The organism is Lamprocystis purpurea DSM 4197 (assembly GCF_000379525.1).
Lineage (GTDB): Bacteria > Pseudomonadota > Gammaproteobacteria > Chromatiales > Chromatiaceae > Thiodictyon > Thiodictyon purpureum.
Genome location: NZ_KB902452.1, coordinates 68433 through 85385 on the forward strand (window position 1 = coordinate 68433; position 16953 = coordinate 85385).

At 64.3% G+C, this 16953-nt stretch carries 16 protein-coding genes; 7 read left to right on the top strand and 9 right to left on the bottom strand.

Annotated elements, in window-relative coordinates; all coding sequences use genetic code 11:
- Nucleotides 1-5: 5 nt before the first annotated feature.
- From A39O_RS0108730 to A39O_RS0108760, 6 genes are all read left to right on the top strand, one after another.
- Nucleotides 6-1184 carry an acetate/propionate family kinase gene (locus A39O_RS0108730; protein WP_020504289.1) on the top strand — a complete coding sequence of 393 codons (1179 nt, stop codon included), beginning with the start codon at nt 6-8 and terminating at the stop codon, nt 1182-1184.
- Nucleotides 1185-1367: 183 nt separating this feature from the next.
- Entirely contained in the window at nt 1368-1826 is a 459-nt protein-coding gene (locus tag A39O_RS0108740) for an ion channel (RefSeq protein ID WP_020504291.1), read from the top strand.
- Between the two features lie 406 nt (nt 1827-2232).
- Nucleotides 2233-3000, top strand: coding sequence for a 7-alpha-hydroxysteroid dehydrogenase (hdhA, locus tag A39O_RS0108745; RefSeq protein WP_026199254.1), 768 nt, complete (start codon nt 2233-2235; stop codon nt 2998-3000).
- Nucleotides 3001-3089: 89 nt separating this feature from the next.
- Nucleotides 3090-3854, top strand: a complete 765-nt coding sequence (locus tag A39O_RS0108750) for an SDR family oxidoreductase (protein ID WP_211211557.1) — start codon at nt 3090-3092, stop codon at nt 3852-3854.
- A 98-nt stretch (nt 3855-3952) separates the two neighbouring features.
- Complete coding sequence (locus A39O_RS0108755) at nt 3953-5635, top strand: alginate export family protein (RefSeq protein ID WP_020504294.1); 1683 nt, start codon at nt 3953-3955, stop codon at nt 5633-5635.
- Nucleotides 5636-5842: 207 nt separating this feature from the next.
- Nucleotides 5843-6949 (top strand): helix-turn-helix domain-containing protein, encoded by a 1107-nt coding sequence (locus A39O_RS0108760; protein WP_020504295.1) that lies wholly within the window; start codon nt 5843-5845, stop codon nt 6947-6949.
- 509 nt (nt 6950-7458) lie between these two features.
- On the opposite strand, the gene A39O_RS32725 is transcribed toward A39O_RS0108760, so the two are convergent.
- The 9 genes from A39O_RS32725 to A39O_RS0108815 all read right to left on the bottom strand — a co-directional run bounded on the left by A39O_RS32725 (nt 7459) and on the right by A39O_RS0108815 (nt 15844).
- The gene (locus tag A39O_RS32725; RefSeq protein WP_020504297.1) at nt 7459-8250 is read right to left on the bottom strand and encodes an AI-2E family transporter; all 792 of its coding nucleotides are present in this window, start codon (nt 8248-8250) and stop codon (nt 7459-7461) included.
- A 7-nt stretch (nt 8251-8257) separates the two neighbouring features.
- Entirely contained in the window at nt 8258-8776 is a 519-nt protein-coding gene (locus tag A39O_RS0108775) for a hypothetical protein (protein ID WP_020504298.1), read from the bottom strand.
- Nucleotides 8777-8877: 101 nt separating this feature from the next.
- Nucleotides 8878-9492, bottom strand: coding sequence for an HdeD family acid-resistance protein (locus A39O_RS0108780; RefSeq protein ID WP_020504299.1), 615 nt, complete (start codon nt 9490-9492; stop codon nt 8878-8880).
- A 193-nt stretch (nt 9493-9685) separates the two neighbouring features.
- On the bottom strand, nt 9686-10252 hold the full coding sequence (locus A39O_RS32730) for a hypothetical protein (RefSeq protein ID WP_245561845.1): 567 nt from the start codon (nt 10250-10252) through the stop codon (nt 9686-9688).
- A gap of 484 nt (nt 10253-10736) precedes the next feature.
- Nucleotides 10737-10988: a ribbon-helix-helix domain-containing protein gene (locus A39O_RS0108795; protein ID WP_020504302.1), complete on the bottom strand. Its 252-nt coding sequence runs from the start codon at nt 10986-10988 to the stop codon at nt 10737-10739.
- Nucleotides 10981-11622: a ParA family partition ATPase gene (gene parA / locus A39O_RS0108800; RefSeq protein WP_020504303.1), complete on the bottom strand. Its 642-nt coding sequence runs from the start codon at nt 11620-11622 to the stop codon at nt 10981-10983. Before parA ends, A39O_RS0108795 begins: the two co-directional genes overlap by 8 nt.
- 426 nt (nt 11623-12048) lie before the next feature.
- Entirely contained in the window at nt 12049-13209 is a 1161-nt protein-coding gene (locus A39O_RS0108805; RefSeq protein WP_020504304.1) for a tyrosine-type recombinase/integrase, read from the bottom strand.
- Nucleotides 13206-15482: an ATP-dependent helicase gene (locus A39O_RS0108810; protein ID WP_026199257.1), complete on the bottom strand. Its 2277-nt coding sequence runs from the start codon at nt 15480-15482 to the stop codon at nt 13206-13208. Before A39O_RS0108810 ends, A39O_RS0108805 begins: the two co-directional genes overlap by 4 nt.
- A 5-nt stretch (nt 15483-15487) precedes the next feature.
- Entirely contained in the window at nt 15488-15844 is a 357-nt protein-coding gene (locus A39O_RS0108815) for a hypothetical protein (RefSeq protein ID WP_020504306.1), read from the bottom strand.
- A gap of 778 nt (nt 15845-16622) precedes the next feature.
- Between A39O_RS0108815 and A39O_RS0108820 the strand changes: the two genes are divergently transcribed.
- Entirely contained in the window at nt 16623-16856 is a 234-nt protein-coding gene (locus A39O_RS0108820; protein ID WP_020504307.1) for a hypothetical protein, read from the top strand.
- Nucleotides 16857-16953: the final 97 nt, after the last annotated feature.

Genomic DNA, 16953 nt, shown 5'->3' on the forward strand with positions numbered 1-16953 from the left:
CGGCCATGAGCGACGCCATCGTTTGTTTCAACGCGGGTTCCACCAGCCTGAAGTTCAGCGCCTACGCGGCTAGCGGACCCGGCGACCTGACCCTGATCAGTCACGGTCAAATCGACGGGATGCAGACCGACCCGCAATTCATCGTCAAGGACACGAGCGGCAAGACCCTGGACGAGCATGCCTGGGGCAAGGGTCAGGAACTCGACCACCGCGCCGCCTTGCAGTTCGTCATCGGCTGGATCGAGCACCACAGCGCAGGGATGAAGGTGATCGGCGCCGGGCATCGCGTGGTGCTCGGCGGCACCCGCTTCGAGTCACCGGTGCTGATCGACGCCGGGGTGCTCGACTATCTCGAATCGCTCGTGGTCATGGAGCCCTCGCATCAGGCCTATGAGGTGCGCGGGGCGCGGGCACTCGCCGAGGTGTTTCCCGGACTCCCGCAGGTAGCCGTCTTCGACAGCTCCTTCCATCGCACGATGCCCGAGGTCGCCCAGGTCTATGCCCTGCCCAAGGACGTGCTGGACGCCGGGGCGCGGCACTGGGGCTATCACGGCATCTCCTATGACTACATCAGCCGGCAGGTACCCAAATACGCCCCTGGGGCGCGCCGGGTGATCGCCGCGCATCTGGGGGGCGGCACCAGCCTATGCGCCATGCTGGACGGCAAGAGCATTGAGACAAGCATGGGCTTCGCCGGGGTGTCCGGCCTGCCGATGGGGACCCGCTCGGGCGATGTCCCGGCGGACCTGCTCTTCTACCTGCTGCGCACCAAGTGTTTTACCGATGAGTCACTGGAGAAGATGCTGTACGAGCGCTCCGGACTGCTTGGTCTGTCGGGCATCAGTAGCGACATGCGCGACCTCCAAGCGAGCACCGATCCGCGCGCCGCCGCAGCCATCGAGTACTTCGTCTATGCCATGACCAAGTACGTCGGGGCCTATACCGCGGTGTTGGGTGGACTTGACGCGCTCGTCTTCACCGCTGGTATCGGCGAGCGTTCCGCCATCGTGCGAGCGGGGCTCTGCCGTGCGCTTTCCTGGCTCGGCGTGACCCTGGACGAAGCGGGCAATGCCGGCAATGGCCCGCGCATCTCGACCGACGACAGCCGGGTGTCAGTCTGGGTCATTCCGACGAACGAGGAGTTGATGATCGCGCAGCATACCTTGGCGTTGGTGCGGCCTTAGCCTGATCACGCTCACCGCCGAGATGGCCCAGGCCGTGCGCGGCGGTGCCGTGCAGGCGCGCGAGTACGCCTCCAGCAACGCGATCACCCGCGAGGCCCTGCGCGACTGGCGGCACAAGCGGGCCTTGCCATTAGGTGCTGGGGCAGTGGGTTGCTGTCAAGACCAATAGAGGTGCGTTGAGTCATGCCATCCGCTGGCGGCATCACCGGACGTCATGTGTATCTTGTATTTTCCTTGGCTTGGCTGTTAATTGCGAGCCTGTTCTTTTTCCACGCCAGTCTGCTCTTTGAAGTCGCCTGGCACATGCAGAGGTATGGCGCCTGGCTCATACCGCATCTCGGCCCCCGCAGCGCCGGCAAGGCGATTATCTTCGGCTGCTTCGTCATGCTCTTCTTCGCCCATCTCGCGGAGTCCATGGCCTGGGGACTCCTGATCTGGCGCGCGGGGCTGACCCCGAGTTTCTCCGCGGGACTGTATTTTTCCGCCACGTCGATGACCGCGCTCGGTTATGGCGATGTCGTGCTGCTGCCGCCCTGGCGAATCTTCGGCCCCCTGATGGCCATCAGTGGCCTTCTAATGTTCGGTTGTTCGACCGCCTTTCTGTTCGTCGTCATACAAGCGGTCTGGGAGCATCTGGGTTGACGAAAAGTCCAGTCATTGATCCAGTCGAAGAAGGCCACCGCTGGAGGCTGTTGCGCAGGATGGCGAAGCGGTCCCTGAATGCCCCGTCCGGTTCTCCCCCGATGCTAGGCTCGCAACGACCGTCGCCTACGGGCGGTGCCCCTCAATAACACGGCTTGCCCCATTTTGAGTAACCGAGCGCTTGTCGATCCCGACGCGCATTGGCTAATCTCACCCCCACGGTAACTGGGATCACGGCACTCGCCGATGATCGGATCAATCGCGCGGCGTATGCCGATCGCATCACCACGACAACCATCACCATGGCCAAGCGGATTGAAATTGGCCGCGCAAGGTAACTTTGATAGCCTGGGCTTCGCCGCCGCCGTAAAGGCGACCCACGCCCGTTGTCACGGGAGATTTTAAAATGCCGCTGCTTGACGCATTTCGAATGGATGGCCAAGTGGCCATTGTCACCGGTGCCGGGGCCGGCATCGGCCAGAGCATCGCCGAGACCTTGGCGGGCGTCGGCGCCTCGGTGCTGGTAAGCGATCTTGACGCCGTCCGTGCGCAAGCCGTTGCCGAGGGCATCCGCAACACTGGCGGGGAGGCGATGGGCCTCGCCTGCAACGTGACCGTGGAAGACGATCGCACGGCCCTGGTACAGACCGCACTCGACCAGTTCGGAAAGATCAGCGTGTTGGTGAACAATGCCGGCGGGGGCGGTCCAAAGCCATTCGACATGCCGCTGGCAGACTTCATCTGGGCCTATGAACTCAACGTTTTCTCGGTGTTCCGGCTGTGCCAACTGGGCGCGCCGGAGCTTGCCAAGGCAGGTGGCGGGGCTATTCTCAATATCAGCTCCATGTCGGCCGAGAACGCCAATGTGCGGATGGCATCTTACGCCTCCTCGAAGGCGGCGCTCAGTCATCTGACCCGCAACCTGGCCTATGACCTGGGGCCCGATCAGATCCGCGTGAATGCGATCGCTCCGGGGGCGATCCGTACCGCCGCTCTCGGCAGCGTATTGACACCCCAGATCGAGACCGCGATGCTAAAGCGTACGCCGTTGCAGCGATTGGGAGAGCCTATCGACATCGGCTATGCGGCGCTCTTTCTCTGTTCGCCCGCGGCGGCCTGGATCAGCGGGCAGGTGCTGACCGTGAGCGGCGGCGGAGTTCAGGAACTCGACTGATCGTGCCGGTCCCGGCAGTGTCTTCCCATTGATTCCATATGCAGCGGAGCGAGCGCATGGTCCAATTCGACCCCTTTGCCGACTTTCGCATGGACGGACAGATCGCCATCGTCACCGGCGGTGCCCAAAATATCGGCGAGGCCATCGCCAGGACTTTCGCCGGTGCGGGTGCCGGCGTAATGATCGCGGACCTCAACGGCGACCAGGCCGTGGCGACCGCCGCGACGATCGCCGAGCAGACCGGGCGCGCGGTCAAGGGCATCGGCTGCGATGTGACGGTGGAGGCGGATATCCAGCGCTGCGTCGATGAAACCGTCGCGGTATTCGGCGGCATTTCCACGCTGGTTAACAACGTGGGCTGGGGCCGCGCCGTCGATGACCCGCTCGCGGTATCGGCCGAGGAAATGATCGACAGCTACCGGCTGAATACCATCTCGGCACTGCGCATGACAGCGGCATGCCGACCATTCCTGTTGCAGGCGCAGAACGCGTCGATCACCAATTCGGGATCGATGGTAGGCACCTTGCCCGCCTTCGACTTCTTGCCGTATTCCGCGGCCAAGGCCGCGATGAACCACATGATGCTGGGGCTCGCGCACTACTTCGCCGGGCAAGTTCGGATCAACACCGTGCTGATCGGCACGGTCCTGACCGCAGGCTATGCCGATGCCGGGCTGGATGCCGCGGCACAAGAGAAGCTCGCGCATCCGAACAATCTGACCGGCCGGGCCGGCTCGCCCCAGGATGTCGCGGATGCCTTCCTGTGGTTGGCGTCGCGTGCCGGCGCCTGGGTCAGCGGTCAGACGATCCAGGTACACGGCGGCGGTACCCGGGTACGCCTGAAGCCGCAGTGATCCGGTCGCGACTTACTCCCCGTCGTATCGTTGGACTTTGCCTGCTGGTCGCGGTCTTCGGAACCAGCGACGGCGCCGCGGCCGCGGGCGTTTCCCCTTTGGCAAGCCCAGGTCCACTCAGGCTGCTGGACAATACGCAAGGGGTCAGCCTAAGCGAGGTCCTGATCGATCTACAGGGCTCGACCGGCGACCCCCAACGGGACGCATCCCTCGGCGAGCAGGCGCGCGACCTGGTCGGAATGGGCGCCGGCGAGCGCTTCAACGAGCTGATCGCCGACAGCGCGATGCTGCGCATTAGGCGCATCTCCGGTGTACGAAGCGCCACCTATCGCCTCCAGGCGCGCATCAATCCCGACACCGTGGCGCTGGTCGTGACGGTGAAGCTAGAGACTGGCGAGGCCGCCGTGGCCGAGCCTTCCGGCGTCTTTCCCGAACGGGCGATTGCGCCCTTCCCCGTCCTCTATCGCAGTGATCGCAGCCTGGTCCGGGTGATCCTCAACGGGGGCTCCGGGGTCTTTACCGACGGCAATCCCTGGTTCGGCAATCCCGCGACCTTTACACGCGGCAATCCGCTCGTCCAGGACCCGGCCGTGGGCGCCGGGACTCGGGGCCGCGCGACCTGGATCGAAAATTATGCGGAATACGGGTTGGGCGGCTCCATGCAGGTCGGCGATTCGCCTTATTACCTCTACGGGGCCGCGACCGCCCTGACCGCCATGTCCGCCGGGCGCGACATCTTCCGGGACGATACCCGGTGGACGACCAACATCGAAGACCTCTACGCCGGCCTACTCTATGTCAGCCCACGCACGGGCATGAAAGGGAATATGTCGATCGGCCGACAGAACTTCACGCTCAACGATGGCTTCCTGATTTCGCAATACGGGTCCCAATACAACGCCGGTCCCCGTCCGGGCGTCTATTTGGCGCCTCGAACCGCGCACGACTTCGCCGCGCTCGGACAGGCGACGATCGGGCGCTGGACCCTGCAAGGCTTTTATCTCGATCCCAACGAATACGAGCCCATCGAGTCCAATACCCGGGTGGCGGGAACGAACCTGCGCTACACGGTCACGCCACAATTCTACGGCGACGCAACCCTGATCCAGGTCCCGCAATCCGCTACACGCTACCTGGTCCCGGACGGGCCGCCGCTCGGGCGAGCGGGATTAACGACCCTGGCTGCGCATCTGCGCTGGTCGGATCGCAGGCACCTGTCCGGCGTCTGGACCGAGACCGAGGTCGCGCACCAGACCAATGAGCATTTCCCGATGTCGGCATGGGCCGGCTACGGCACACTCGGCTACCTGGCCTCCGCGTGGCCATGGAACCCAAGCCTATCGTATCGCTATGCGTATTTCTCCGGAGATGACCCGCGCAGCAGCCGTTACGAGCGCTTCGATCCGCTGTTTTCCGGTGGTCTGTCGGAATGGTTGCAGGGCATCTCGCTGGCCAAGGCGTTGAGCCAGGGCAACCGCGCCAGCCATCGCGTCCGCTTCAATGTCAGCCCGATGGCGGGAGTCGATCTGACCCTCGACTATTTCCTGCATTTCGCGGACGAGTTCAATAACCGCGGGGGCAATCCGGCCCTCTCGCAATTGAGTTCCAAGGATCTGGGGCATGAGTTACAGCTCGTCGCGCGCTGGTCCATCTCGCGCAACCTCTATTTCCTCGGCGTGGCCGCATCCGCATGGCCGGGCGCGGCCGTCCGGCAAGCGACGCCGGACGGCGCGGCTAAACCCTGGTCGTCATTCCAGGCGCAGGTCTTTTGGAACTTCTGAGCCGAACGCGCCGTGGTGGTATTTTGGCGTGGGTACGACAACCCACCGGGGGGCGATCGGTGTCGCTCCGGGGCTATTCAAGGCCGCGCTCGCGCGTCCGGCTCTTGACTAATACCCGACTAATTTGCTATAAATACAAGCGGCACCACCGTTTGAAACGTTCCGGTGAGTGGCCGGACAGCTCCGCTCATCCAGCCGGGAGTCGCCATGAATGCCAACGCCGATGGTCCCGGAGGGGATATTGAACTCGTTGCGTCTGCCGCAACGCGCGGGCTGCAAGAGGCGCCATCGCCGGCGGAGCGTGTCGAGCTGCCCCTGACGCTGCTTTCCGCCGGTTATCACCTGCGCCAGATCAACGCGGTGCGCGCCCGTTTCGACGGCCACGCCGAATGGGTGGTGCTTCCGGTCCTGCTATGGCTGGCCGGACGGCTAGCCGACCCCGACCCAGCGCTCGCGCACGCCGCCGCAGTGGTGCTGGAAAGCATGGGGCTGCAGACGCGACCGATCCCAAGAGGCTATTCGCTGCGCGAGATCGGAGACGCGACCGGCGTCCCGCGCGAGACGCTGCGGCGTACCGCCCAGCAGCTCGATGGCTTCGGTTGGATCGTGCGCGACGCCGAGGGCCAGTGGAGCGTCGCGACAAAGTTCACGGACTACCTGTGGGCCGATGGCGGATCGGAACGTATGCGCGATTTCCGTTGGACGGCAGCACGTGTGCGCGAGCTGTCCGACCCGGCAACGGCATCGATCGGCGCCTGCGTTACCGAGGCCTTGGCCGCTATGCGTGCGTGCCGCAGCGACGAACTGCCCCAGTCCATTCACTGGTCAGTTCCCGCAGCCCCGACCGGGGCGCCGATGGCGGCGGCCATGGTCTATCTGACCGGCTACAACGTGCGGCATCTGTTGCAGCTCGCACCGCACTTCGACGGCGATCTGCTACAGGTCGTCCTGCTCGGGGAGCTCGGCCACCGCAATATCGCGGCGCTGGCACCCGGTGCCGTCAAGCGCGGCGAGCAACTCGGCTCGGTTCTGAAGCTCGATCAACCGGCGCAGACCGTGCTGTCAAATCCGCAACGTGCCTTCAATGCCTACTCACTAGCGTCCTGTCTGTGCGTCCCTTACGAAACGACGCGGCGCAAATTGACCCAACTATGTAAACGCGGCTGGGTCGCGCGCGACACGCGCGGGCTCTACTGGGTATTGCCGACGACCAGCGGTCACTTTCGGCAGTTCAATCTCGATCGCCGCGTCGACATGCTCGAAACCGCCGCTAGGATTGAGGCGCTGCTGCAATCTCCCACTCCGCCGGCCTGATCGACCGCATACCCTCACCGCGGCGTGTCGCGAATGGCGCGGATCGCGGCAATCGTCGCGCTTTGGGTCGAAACGAACGCAATCTCGGGCATGAGTCTTGCGAACCCCAACCTTTTTGATCCATGTCCCAAAGATGTTGGGGTTCGTTCCTCACCCCAACGGTCATGATCGATCGGGGCGCTCGCCCCAGCCAATGAAAGTTGGGCTATGCTTAGGGGGCCGCGCCAAGGCCGCGAAGTTATTGGCACCCTTGGGGGTGGTGCTTGACCGAGCGACGGAGGCCCGGCCACCGCCGTACCCCTAGCGATAACACCAGCATCGGGATGGCGCCGATGGCGATCTTGAAGACCTCGGCACCGGCTCGGTTGATCGTGTCGAGCCTGGACACGGTCGTTGACCCGTCGTCCGCCAGAAAATAGCCCGCTCGGGTGCAGGAGGGCATCGTACTGGTCGCTGGCCGCCCGTGGCCGCGTCATGCGCTGCCGACGGGCACCGGCCGCAATGATTCCTCAACCTCGATACAGACTGCTGCTCAGATAGGCATCACGGGCGCCATGCAACAGTACCCGAATGACCGCGGCGATCGGTAGTGCGAGCAGTATTCCCACCAGTCCAAATAAATAGCCCCCGGCCAGCACCGCGAATAGCACGGCCACCGGGTGCAGACCGATGCGATCTCCGATCAGCTTGGGGGTCAGGAAGAAATCATTGGCAAGTTGTCCCAGACCGAACAGGAGCAGGACCGGAAAAATGCTAAGCACGCTATGGAATTCCAGAATCGAAACGGCACCGGCGAGCAGAATACCGGTGATCAGGCCCAGGTAAGGCACGAAGCTCACCAGTCCTGCCAGCATCCCGATGATCAACGGAAATTCCAATCCGATCAGTGCCAGACCCACGGAATAAAAGAGACCCAGCATGGCCATCACGATGAACTGCCCACGCAGGAATGCCCCGACGACCTGATCCGATTCCCGTGTCAGGTCGCTGACGTGATCTACGATGGCGCGTGGCAGCAGTTCATGGATGTTGGCCAGCACGACATGCCAGTCGCGCAACAGATAGAATGTGAGCAGTGGGATCAGCACCAGATGGGCGAGCCAGGTGAAGATCACGGTCGAAGAGGACTCCAACGACTCCACCAGACTGATGGTCACCGTGCTGATCTTCTGCGCATATTCGGTCAGCCGCGTATGCAATAACTCCAGCTCGAACGTCGCTGGACCGAAACCGAAATGATCGTGAGCCCAGGGAACCACGCTGGTCTGGAGCCAATGAATATAGACCGGCAGCCGATCCACCAGCGATTCATGCCGACGACCTGCGCGTATCCCGCTCCGACGGCCTGATCAACCGCGCACCATCACTCCCGGCGGCCAACATGCGATACATCAGTGAGCCGTCCAGGTTCTCTTTGGCCAGATCCTCTTGGGCCAGGTGCTCTTGCGTAGAATGCTGGACGGCGGGGCCTGCTGGGACCACCGGGTAGAACCCCAGTTGGCGCCACTGGGCGAGGGTCGCCGCGGCATCCATATCAGTGCGCGGATAGGCCGAGATGTGGCTGGCATAGGGGTTGAGGCCGAAGCCGCCGCGCTGCGCGCCCGCGAAGGAATCCAGCTTCAGGTTGCAGGGCGAACCCAGGCACCCGTGGCAGGCGATGCAACGCCGATTGAAGATCGGTTGAATGTCCCGGCCGTAGTCGATCGGGTTCGCCGTTGGGACCGGCTCAGGTGGGGTCTGGGGTGCCGACTCGGCCGGTGTGAACACGCCGCCGATGAGCGTGGCCATCGAGATCGCTTGAATGCAGATCAACAGGCGGCGGTGCATGGCGCTCTCCGTTTGGGACCTGGATCGATGGCGAACGCCACCCGGGCGGGCGGGCGGGCGGGCGGTTCAATGACCCGCCCACTTTCCGGGTTCTCCTGCCCTCAGACCGCCGCGGCACCCGCGGCACCCGCGGCGCCAATCTTACCCGCACGCCGCGCCGCCAGTGCGACGAACACCGCCGCCCAGCCGTTCAGCAGTAACTCAATGGCCACGAACAGCCCGATCACCCACAGACCGGACACCGGCCATTGGGCGATGATGATGCCGCCGAGCAGGATGGACAGCAGTCCGGCCAGAACGGCCCAGATCCATCCCGGCGCGACCCGGTGCTGGAACGCCATCCAGATGCGCAACACCCCGACGGCGATCATGACGCCGGCGATGATCAGCGTGAAGCTGCGTGAGGCGAGCAGCGGGTCCTGAACGATCAGGTACCCGGCCAGGATGTACAGCAGCGCGGTCAGTACGTGCCCCAGCACGCTCTTCCAGCCCGCGCAGCCGAAGGCATCCACCAATTGGAAGCCCCCGGCGACCAACAGCAGCCACCCAAAAAGAAGCACGGTGATCAGGGTCAGACCGAAGCTGGCGCCGAGCCCGATGGTCCCGAGCGCGATGGAGAGGATCCCGACAGCGAGTAACCAGCCCCAGTTCTTCTGTAGGTCACCGAACAGAGCGACTTCGGCGGCGGGCAGCGGGGCGAATTCGATATCGGACATGGCGGTCGGCTCCTCAATGATTTGTCATGGAAAAAGGGGGGGCGATACGCGACCCCCTCCCGAGATTGGTTGGCACGGAGGCGCCGCATCAGACGGATCGTTCGCGGGGTGTGCCGCCTTGGGTTGCGCCCGCGTCACCGCGCCGGCTCATCCTCGCCCGACACCGGCGGCGTCGCTCAGTTGCTCGAGCAGTTCAAGCGAACTTGCGCTTAAAGACGACCGCAGCCGCCACGGCGGCCAATGGCAGCACGACCAGGAACAGCGACAGTTGGTCCAGGAACCCGAGCGCAACGGCAATGACCGCGAGGATGACCCCGAGCAGCATGAAGGTCCAGTCGAAATACACCCCCGCCAGATAGCAGCTCAAGGCGAGAACCAGGAGGGACCATACCGAGGCTGGCCCGCGGTCCGTGACTCCGGTTGCCTCGAACAGAAGAATGATCTTGATCGCAATCAGGGCGCCTAGCCAGTGAAGGACCTCGGTGCGAATCATCGGCCACACGGGCCGTGCCTGCTGTTTGGCCTTTAACCAAGCCCTTACTATACTGATCCCGGCATAGACCAGGATCAGGCCGAACCAGTACAGCCACAGAAACCCACCACGGTCCTCGACCTGCGACACGCCAGCACCTATAAGCGCAAGCACCAGCATAACGAGAAAAACCCAGAAATCAGCGCGTCGAGCGCGCGACTCGGGTTCAGCCAGTGATGGGAAACCCTGGTTCCCGCTCACTTGCACATGCGCAGCTTCATTGGACATCGTTGTTCTCACATTATTTCTTTATCGACACCCTGCACGAGCGCCGCATACGACGTTTAAGCGCCACCGAGCACACAGTGTGCGGAGCGCCGTCGGGCTTATTGCCCCACCGCTTCGTCGTCAGTCCTCGGCGCGCTCCACTGGTCCGCCACCGTGATGACGATGTTCTGGAGACTGGCCCGGCTCAAGCGTTCAGGGTCAAGATTGACGACATGATCACCGCTTGACCTGATCGATTGGGCTGGCCACTGAATCTAATGCGTAAGAGCGATTACTGGCTAGTCGGAGAATACCCATTTTGGGTCACGTAGCGGGACACTGACAAACATCCGCGGCCCCATTGTCCGCAGTCGACGGCTCCTGATGCGGCAGAATGAACCGATGATCGAGACTTCACTGACCCTCACCGGGATAGGTATACCCCAACCGAGCCTCAGATTGGCCCGCCCTACCCTGCCGCGTGTGTTCCTAGAATGTCCGGGTCTTACCTGACCGCTTCGTGGGTGGACGCCAGGTAACCTTGGATGAGTTGCTTAACTAAGTCCTGAACGGTACGCCCCTCCTGAACCGCCCGAATCTTCAGTTGTTGGCGCATTTTCGCCGGGATCTGAACATTGAGCCGCGCAGTGGGTTCCTCGGCGACCAGCGCTGTCAGCGGCACCAGATCCGGCGGCGTACCGCTGCCTGCGGCCGATTGCCCGGGGCGGGGCTTGACCTTCAAACGCGGTTCAGACATCGAACGCCTCCTGGATTTGCTTGAGCAGGTGGTGGATCTCCCACGCGGCCGGCCCCGTGGGCTCGTCGTCCATAGCCGTCGACCCGTCGGCCATGGACCGGGCGAAGATCGTGCGATCGTAGATGGCCCCTTGCAGGATCGGGAACCCGTAAATCTTGATCGCGTCCGCGACTTCCCGCGCCAGGAGGGTGCCCTTCTTGGACCGGGTGATCACGAAAGCCGCCGCGGGGATACCGTCCGTGACGGTCTGTCGCGCCTGTATCATCTCGACCAGCGGGTCGCAGGCCCAAATATCCAACGGCGAGGGCTGGATCGGGATGAGCACCAGGTCCGCGACCTTGACGGCCGCCGCGCTCATTTTCTCCAGCTTGGCGGCGCCGTCGATGAAGACCCACTGGTAGGGTGCGCCCAAGGAGATCAGGTCCCGATCGAGCGTCGGCCGGTCCAGGCCGATCACGGGAAAGCCGGCTTTCCCGTCGCCCGCATGGTGCCAGTCACGGGCGCTGCCTTGCGCGTCGGCATCGGCGAGCAGGACCGTCTGACCCTTGAGGTGCAGCGCTCGGGCCAGATGGGCGGCCAGGGTGGTTTTCCCGCACCCGCCTTTGGGATTAAGGATGGCGACGACATTTGGCACAGGTTAACCCCCTGGTTGATCAAGCTTTGTTATATGATTTCAACGGTTCCTCGCTTCCCTGCTTCTTGGCTGCATCGCCGTTTTCCTTCCTCGCTTCCTCACTTCCCCTGAACGCCCGTTCCTTTGAAGCCGTCTGCCGGCGACATCGCGTTGCGCGGCCAGATCGAGGGTGACGCCATTTGAGTTCGGCACGTCTCATTGCTTCCCGCCTTCCTCTCTTTACCGCTTCGTTGCTTCATCGCTTCCCCGTTCGTCCGAGACGGTGAAACATTCCACCAGGCGACAAGGAGGGGACGGCTCAACATCCGCCTGGCCCCGCCCGGCGAACTTCACATCCTCCCTTCTCAACTTCCCGGCTTCCTTGCTTCCTCGTTTCTTCGTCTCCGAGGAACGTTGGAAGAGACCAAGGAAAGAATCCTGCATCCGTCACGCTGGTGCACCAGCCCCAAAGAACTGCGCCATCCCTCCTTCGCGTGCCCGTAACTTACGCAGGTACCGCCGGATCATCCGCTCATCCTTCCAGCCCCCGGCCTGGAGAATCCCCGCCGTCGAGACGCCGGCCGCCGCCAGGTCCTGGGCCGCGCCGACCCGCAGCGAGTGCCCGGAGAAGGACGCCGCATACCGCAGCATCGCCCGCCTGACCTCGCGCCGGTCGCTGCCCGTCACGTCTAAAGTGCCATTCATGATGGCGATCCGCGCCACGGCGAGTTTCACCACCGAGTTGACCTCCGGCGCGCTCAAGCGCTGCGCCGTGACCAGCAACACGGCGGTTGGGCCACGCCCGCCGTTGCTGCGCAAGCGGGTGAACACCGGTCCTGACTGAATGTTGCCGCGCGCCATCCAGGTGCGCAGCAGGTCCGCGGTCAGCGGCGCCAGATACCGGGGCTCCGGCTCCGCCGCCAGTCGCTGCTTGGTCGGTCGCAGCATCACCAGGGCACCGTCGCCGTCCGTGAACTCCAGGTCCGCAACATCGATGGCCACCAACTCGGCACGGCGCGCCATGGTGTTGTGGCCGACCGCCAGCAGAGCGGCATCCCGCAGCCCCTTCAGGTTCGCGGGGTCACGGGTCAGCGCCGCCAGGGCCTCCAGAACATCGGTCCAGCGGAACGGCGCCGCCTGGTCCTGGCCGCCGCTGCCACGCGTCTTCGCCTTGACCGTGTTGCGCACCATCGCCGCCTTGGTCGGATCGGGCGCATCCAGGAGGCGATGCAGCGTGCTCAGGGTGCTCAGGTAGCGCAGCACCGTGGCGCGGGCGCGGGCCGGTTCCCCATCGTAGCCACCCAACATGTCGGTCACGAACCGCACCAGCAGTTCCGGCCGGGCCGGGATCCGGATGCGGTCGCGTTCGTCCGGGTACCAGGCCGATGCCCGGCCCAGTGCCCAGGTCCGGAAGACCGCCCAGTCGCAGGTCCAGGCGATCCGGGTGTTCGGCGCGGCGGCCTCCAGTGCGGTGGTGATGGACAGGTCGGAGGTCGCCAGCCAATCGTCGCCGCGGAAGAGCGCGTGGGTAACCGCGCTCGGCAGGCGGCCGAGGGCGGGATCAAAGAGTCCGGCGGTTCCTCCGGCATGTGGCTCCAGAGCGTTCACAGCCGCTCCATGGCCACGACGCCCGATTTGATGGAGCGGCGGGTTCCGCCGAAGTTGATGTCCAGGATGTCCTGGTCACGAATGCCGACCACCAGGCCCTCGCCGAAGAAGGGGTGGCGCACCCGGTCGTTGAGGCCCCAGTCACCGGGAGACACCGGCGCCGTCGGTGGCTCCACCGGCGCCTGATAGCGCTCCTCAAGCCCCACTTCCCCGAGATAGCGGTTGAGCACCGGCGCCGCCGACAGCGCCGCCGCCGGCAAGAGTGCCCCGTGGTCGACGCCGGACAGCCGATGGGTAATCGCCTCCCCGAGTACCGTGCTGGTGCGCAGATTGGCTTCGAAGACGAAGGCGCTGGCGGGGCTCTTGGCCCGCGCGGGTCCCCGGGTGGGGGTGCCAAGCCACACCGCATCGAAGCGCGCATCCGGCGGCACGATCAGCAGAAGTTGCTCCTGGACGCGGGTCAGTGCCACATAGGCGAGCCGCCGCTCTTCCTCGGCATTGGCGCGGCGCGACGGGAACAACCCGTCTTCCAGCCCGGCGACGATGACCAGGGGAAACTCGCGTCCCTTCACCTGGTGGATCGAGGACAAGAGCACGGCATCGCCCCCGGCCTCGTAGCGCTCCCGCGCCCGGCGCAGCGCATCCATACGGGTGACGAACTCACCGACCGTCGTGCGGGTGCGTACCGCCCAATCCAGGAGCGTCTGGAAGGCCAACTCCTTTTCGGCCGCAGCCTCGCTGGTCGCCGCGGTGGCGAACGCACTCACCAGATCGGTCGTACTGGCGTAGTACCGCAGCGCATCGGCTGCCGGCCACTCGGCCCACCCCAGGGCCTCGTGCCACAGTTGCGCACGATCGCTGATCCGCGTTGCGTGATAGGGCTTTTTGGCCTGGCGGGCGGTCGCCATGAGCCTGGCCGGGGCCTGCGCGGGGGCCTCCACGATGGCATCCGCCAAGGCATCCAGGGTCGCCGCGGTGAGCCACAGGGTCGGGGTCGACAGCATGTGGCGGACGATCTCGCGTGCGCGCGGCTCGGCGAAGAGGGTGCCGGCGGCGAGGCGGAGGTAACCCAGGAGCCCGGCGATCTCGGGGACCCGGAACAGGTCGTCCTTCGCCTTGACGTAGGGGATGTCGCGCTCCAGCAGGGCCAGTTCCAGGCTCAGCGTCTGGGCCCAGAGGCGGGCGAGGACCGCGACTTCGCGCAGCGACCGCCCGGAACGGCGCCAGTCGTCGATGGCCGCCACCACCGCCGCCTGATCCCCGGCCGAGGTGGCGCGCAGCACCGCGATGCCGGTGTCGGGCGTGGCCGGCGCCGAGACGCACAGGGTATCCATGCGGTTGCGGTTATGGCCGATCAACTGGGCGGCGGCCAGCGACACCCGGTGGCCGAAGCGAAAGGTCCGGGACAGGGTGTAGCGGGTCGCCCCGGGGAAGTGCTGCGCGAACTCCTCCCCCATGATTTCCGGGCGCGCACCCCGCCAAGCGTAGATGCATTGGGAATCATCGCCCACCGCGTTCAGGTGCGCCCGGGTGCCCACCAGTTGGATCAGCAACTCCACCTGGACGCGACTGACATCCTGGAACTCATCGACCACCACCAGGTCCAGCTTGTTGGTGACCAACGCGAGCGCGGTGGGGTTGGCCCGCATCACCGCCACGGGGTCCGACAGCAGGTCAGCGAAGAACCGCAGGCCGGCGCGCTCGCGCGCCTGCTCAAAGTGCGCGAAGGCCCGGACGAAGTAGGCACAGGTCGGCAGCAAACCAAAGGTCCGGAAGGCGTCCGCCGCGGACAGCAGATCAGATTTGACCAGTCCGATGAAGGCGCGAAACGCCTCGAACGCATCCTGGCTCGGATACTCGTCGCTGCCCGCCTCTTTCAGCGCCGCCAGGGCGGCCTCGCGGGCGAACTTCTTCTCCACGGCTTCGCTCGCCTCCAGGTGGCGGCGCGGCAGCAGTTCCTGCTGCTCGAACAGCACGGTCAGCGACAGCCCCAGGCTGTGGAAGGTGGACACCTTGGGCGCGGCGCGGTGGGTCGGCAGCACGCCCGTGAGCCGGGTCTGGAACTCTTTCGCCGCTTCACGGTTGAAGGCGAGCACGCGGATACGTTCCGCCGGGATTCCCTGCTCCAGCAGGAACAGGACCCGGCCGACTAGCATGTGGGTCTTGCCCGAGCCGGCCACGGCGTAGGTGAGGCTGTGGCCGCCGGTGTGTTCGATGGCGCGCAGTTGTTCGTCGGTGTAGCCAGGGGCGGCTTGGCCGAGCGGGTCGCGCATCGTGGTCACAGGGGAATCCCCGCCTCATGGGCTGATCCGTGGCGTTCGGCGGCGACCATGGCCAACCACTCCGGCAGCGGCACGAACCGCGGCCCCCACTCATTGGTCGGCAAGTCCGGGTGGGTCTGATCATCGGCCCAGATGATCCAGCCGCCGACGGCGTCGGACAGGGTACGCACCGTTTCCAACTGTGCGTCATCGCGTTCGTCCGTTCCCTGCCTGCTGCCGGCGTCGTGAAGTTCGGCCCATAACTGGTACTCGATCCCCATCAACCATCCCGCGCACCAACGCTCCTCGCTCACGTCGCTGATGGCTTCGTAGAGGGCGCGTTGCCGCGGGGTGAGTCGTTCTTCAGGCGTCATGGCGTTCTCTCTTTGGCCTTGGTTTGGCTACGACTGGAGGGTCCACCGCTGACCAACTGCGGCGTTACGGATGGGGCGGGAATTCCAGCTTTCATTACGGATCACTCGCCGATCTACTGCCTCGTATTAGATTGTCGTATCTGGACACCGAGAAACGATGATGTGGGATATCAGACCCCAGGCCGCCAGAGTCCCAGTCGGCATTGCGCAGCCAGCAAAGCGCCTTCATCAGGCTTGCATCCCCTTCGCCAGCGGCCTTGCGCATCGTCACTGTTCCACGTTTCCGTTCCACGCCACCCAACAGCATCCTTAGCCACTGGTTTCGCCCGTCTTTTCGTTTGTTCGCCGAACCATTCCGCACCGTTACTTCCCTGTTCCACGCGTCTGATCCAAGAATTTCGATCATCCTGGAGCGGTGTAGCTACCCGCCATAGTTGCCATTATAGCGGCCCGCAAAATAGCGTCAATGGCGATGAAAATATATAGCTTTCCGCTTTACGTTTTCCACCGTTCTTGCTAGGCTACGCCCCATGGTTTATGTCTTTCATTATTGCTGAGTTTGCTATGAGTGGCACACCGCGACCCGCGACACCGATAGAGCGTTTTTCAGCGTCCGTAAAGGACGGGCCTATATGGGTTGTCCGCGGCCCCTAGCGGACAAGGTGTTCTACGCGAACCAACGGGCCATTGAAACCGCTTTGGGTCACCTGCCTACGGCTCCGGCGACTGGGCAACAATTGGACTTCGTCTTTTAGATCAGTTTCCTGGAGTATCCGCCATGAGTGAAACACCGAAACCCCGCGAAAGATGGGCTTCTGCCACGGTCCATCTATGGGCTGATGAACCGCTCGACGCCGATAGTGAGTGGGATGAGCAGAAGGCCGAAAAGTTGCGCGACGCATTCACGCAGATTGATCTGTCAGGGATTGTACAGCGTGCGGTCGATGCGGCCATCGCTGGAGTTCCGGAGTTGATAGCGTGCCGTGTGGCGGCGTTCGTCCAGGCCGACTAAGCGCATGGAGGGGATGACGGCCGTGATCGCGCACGCATCAACGCGGATGCGCTGGGGCGGGATTCATCGCAGCACGCGCTGCTGGCGCGCCGATTCG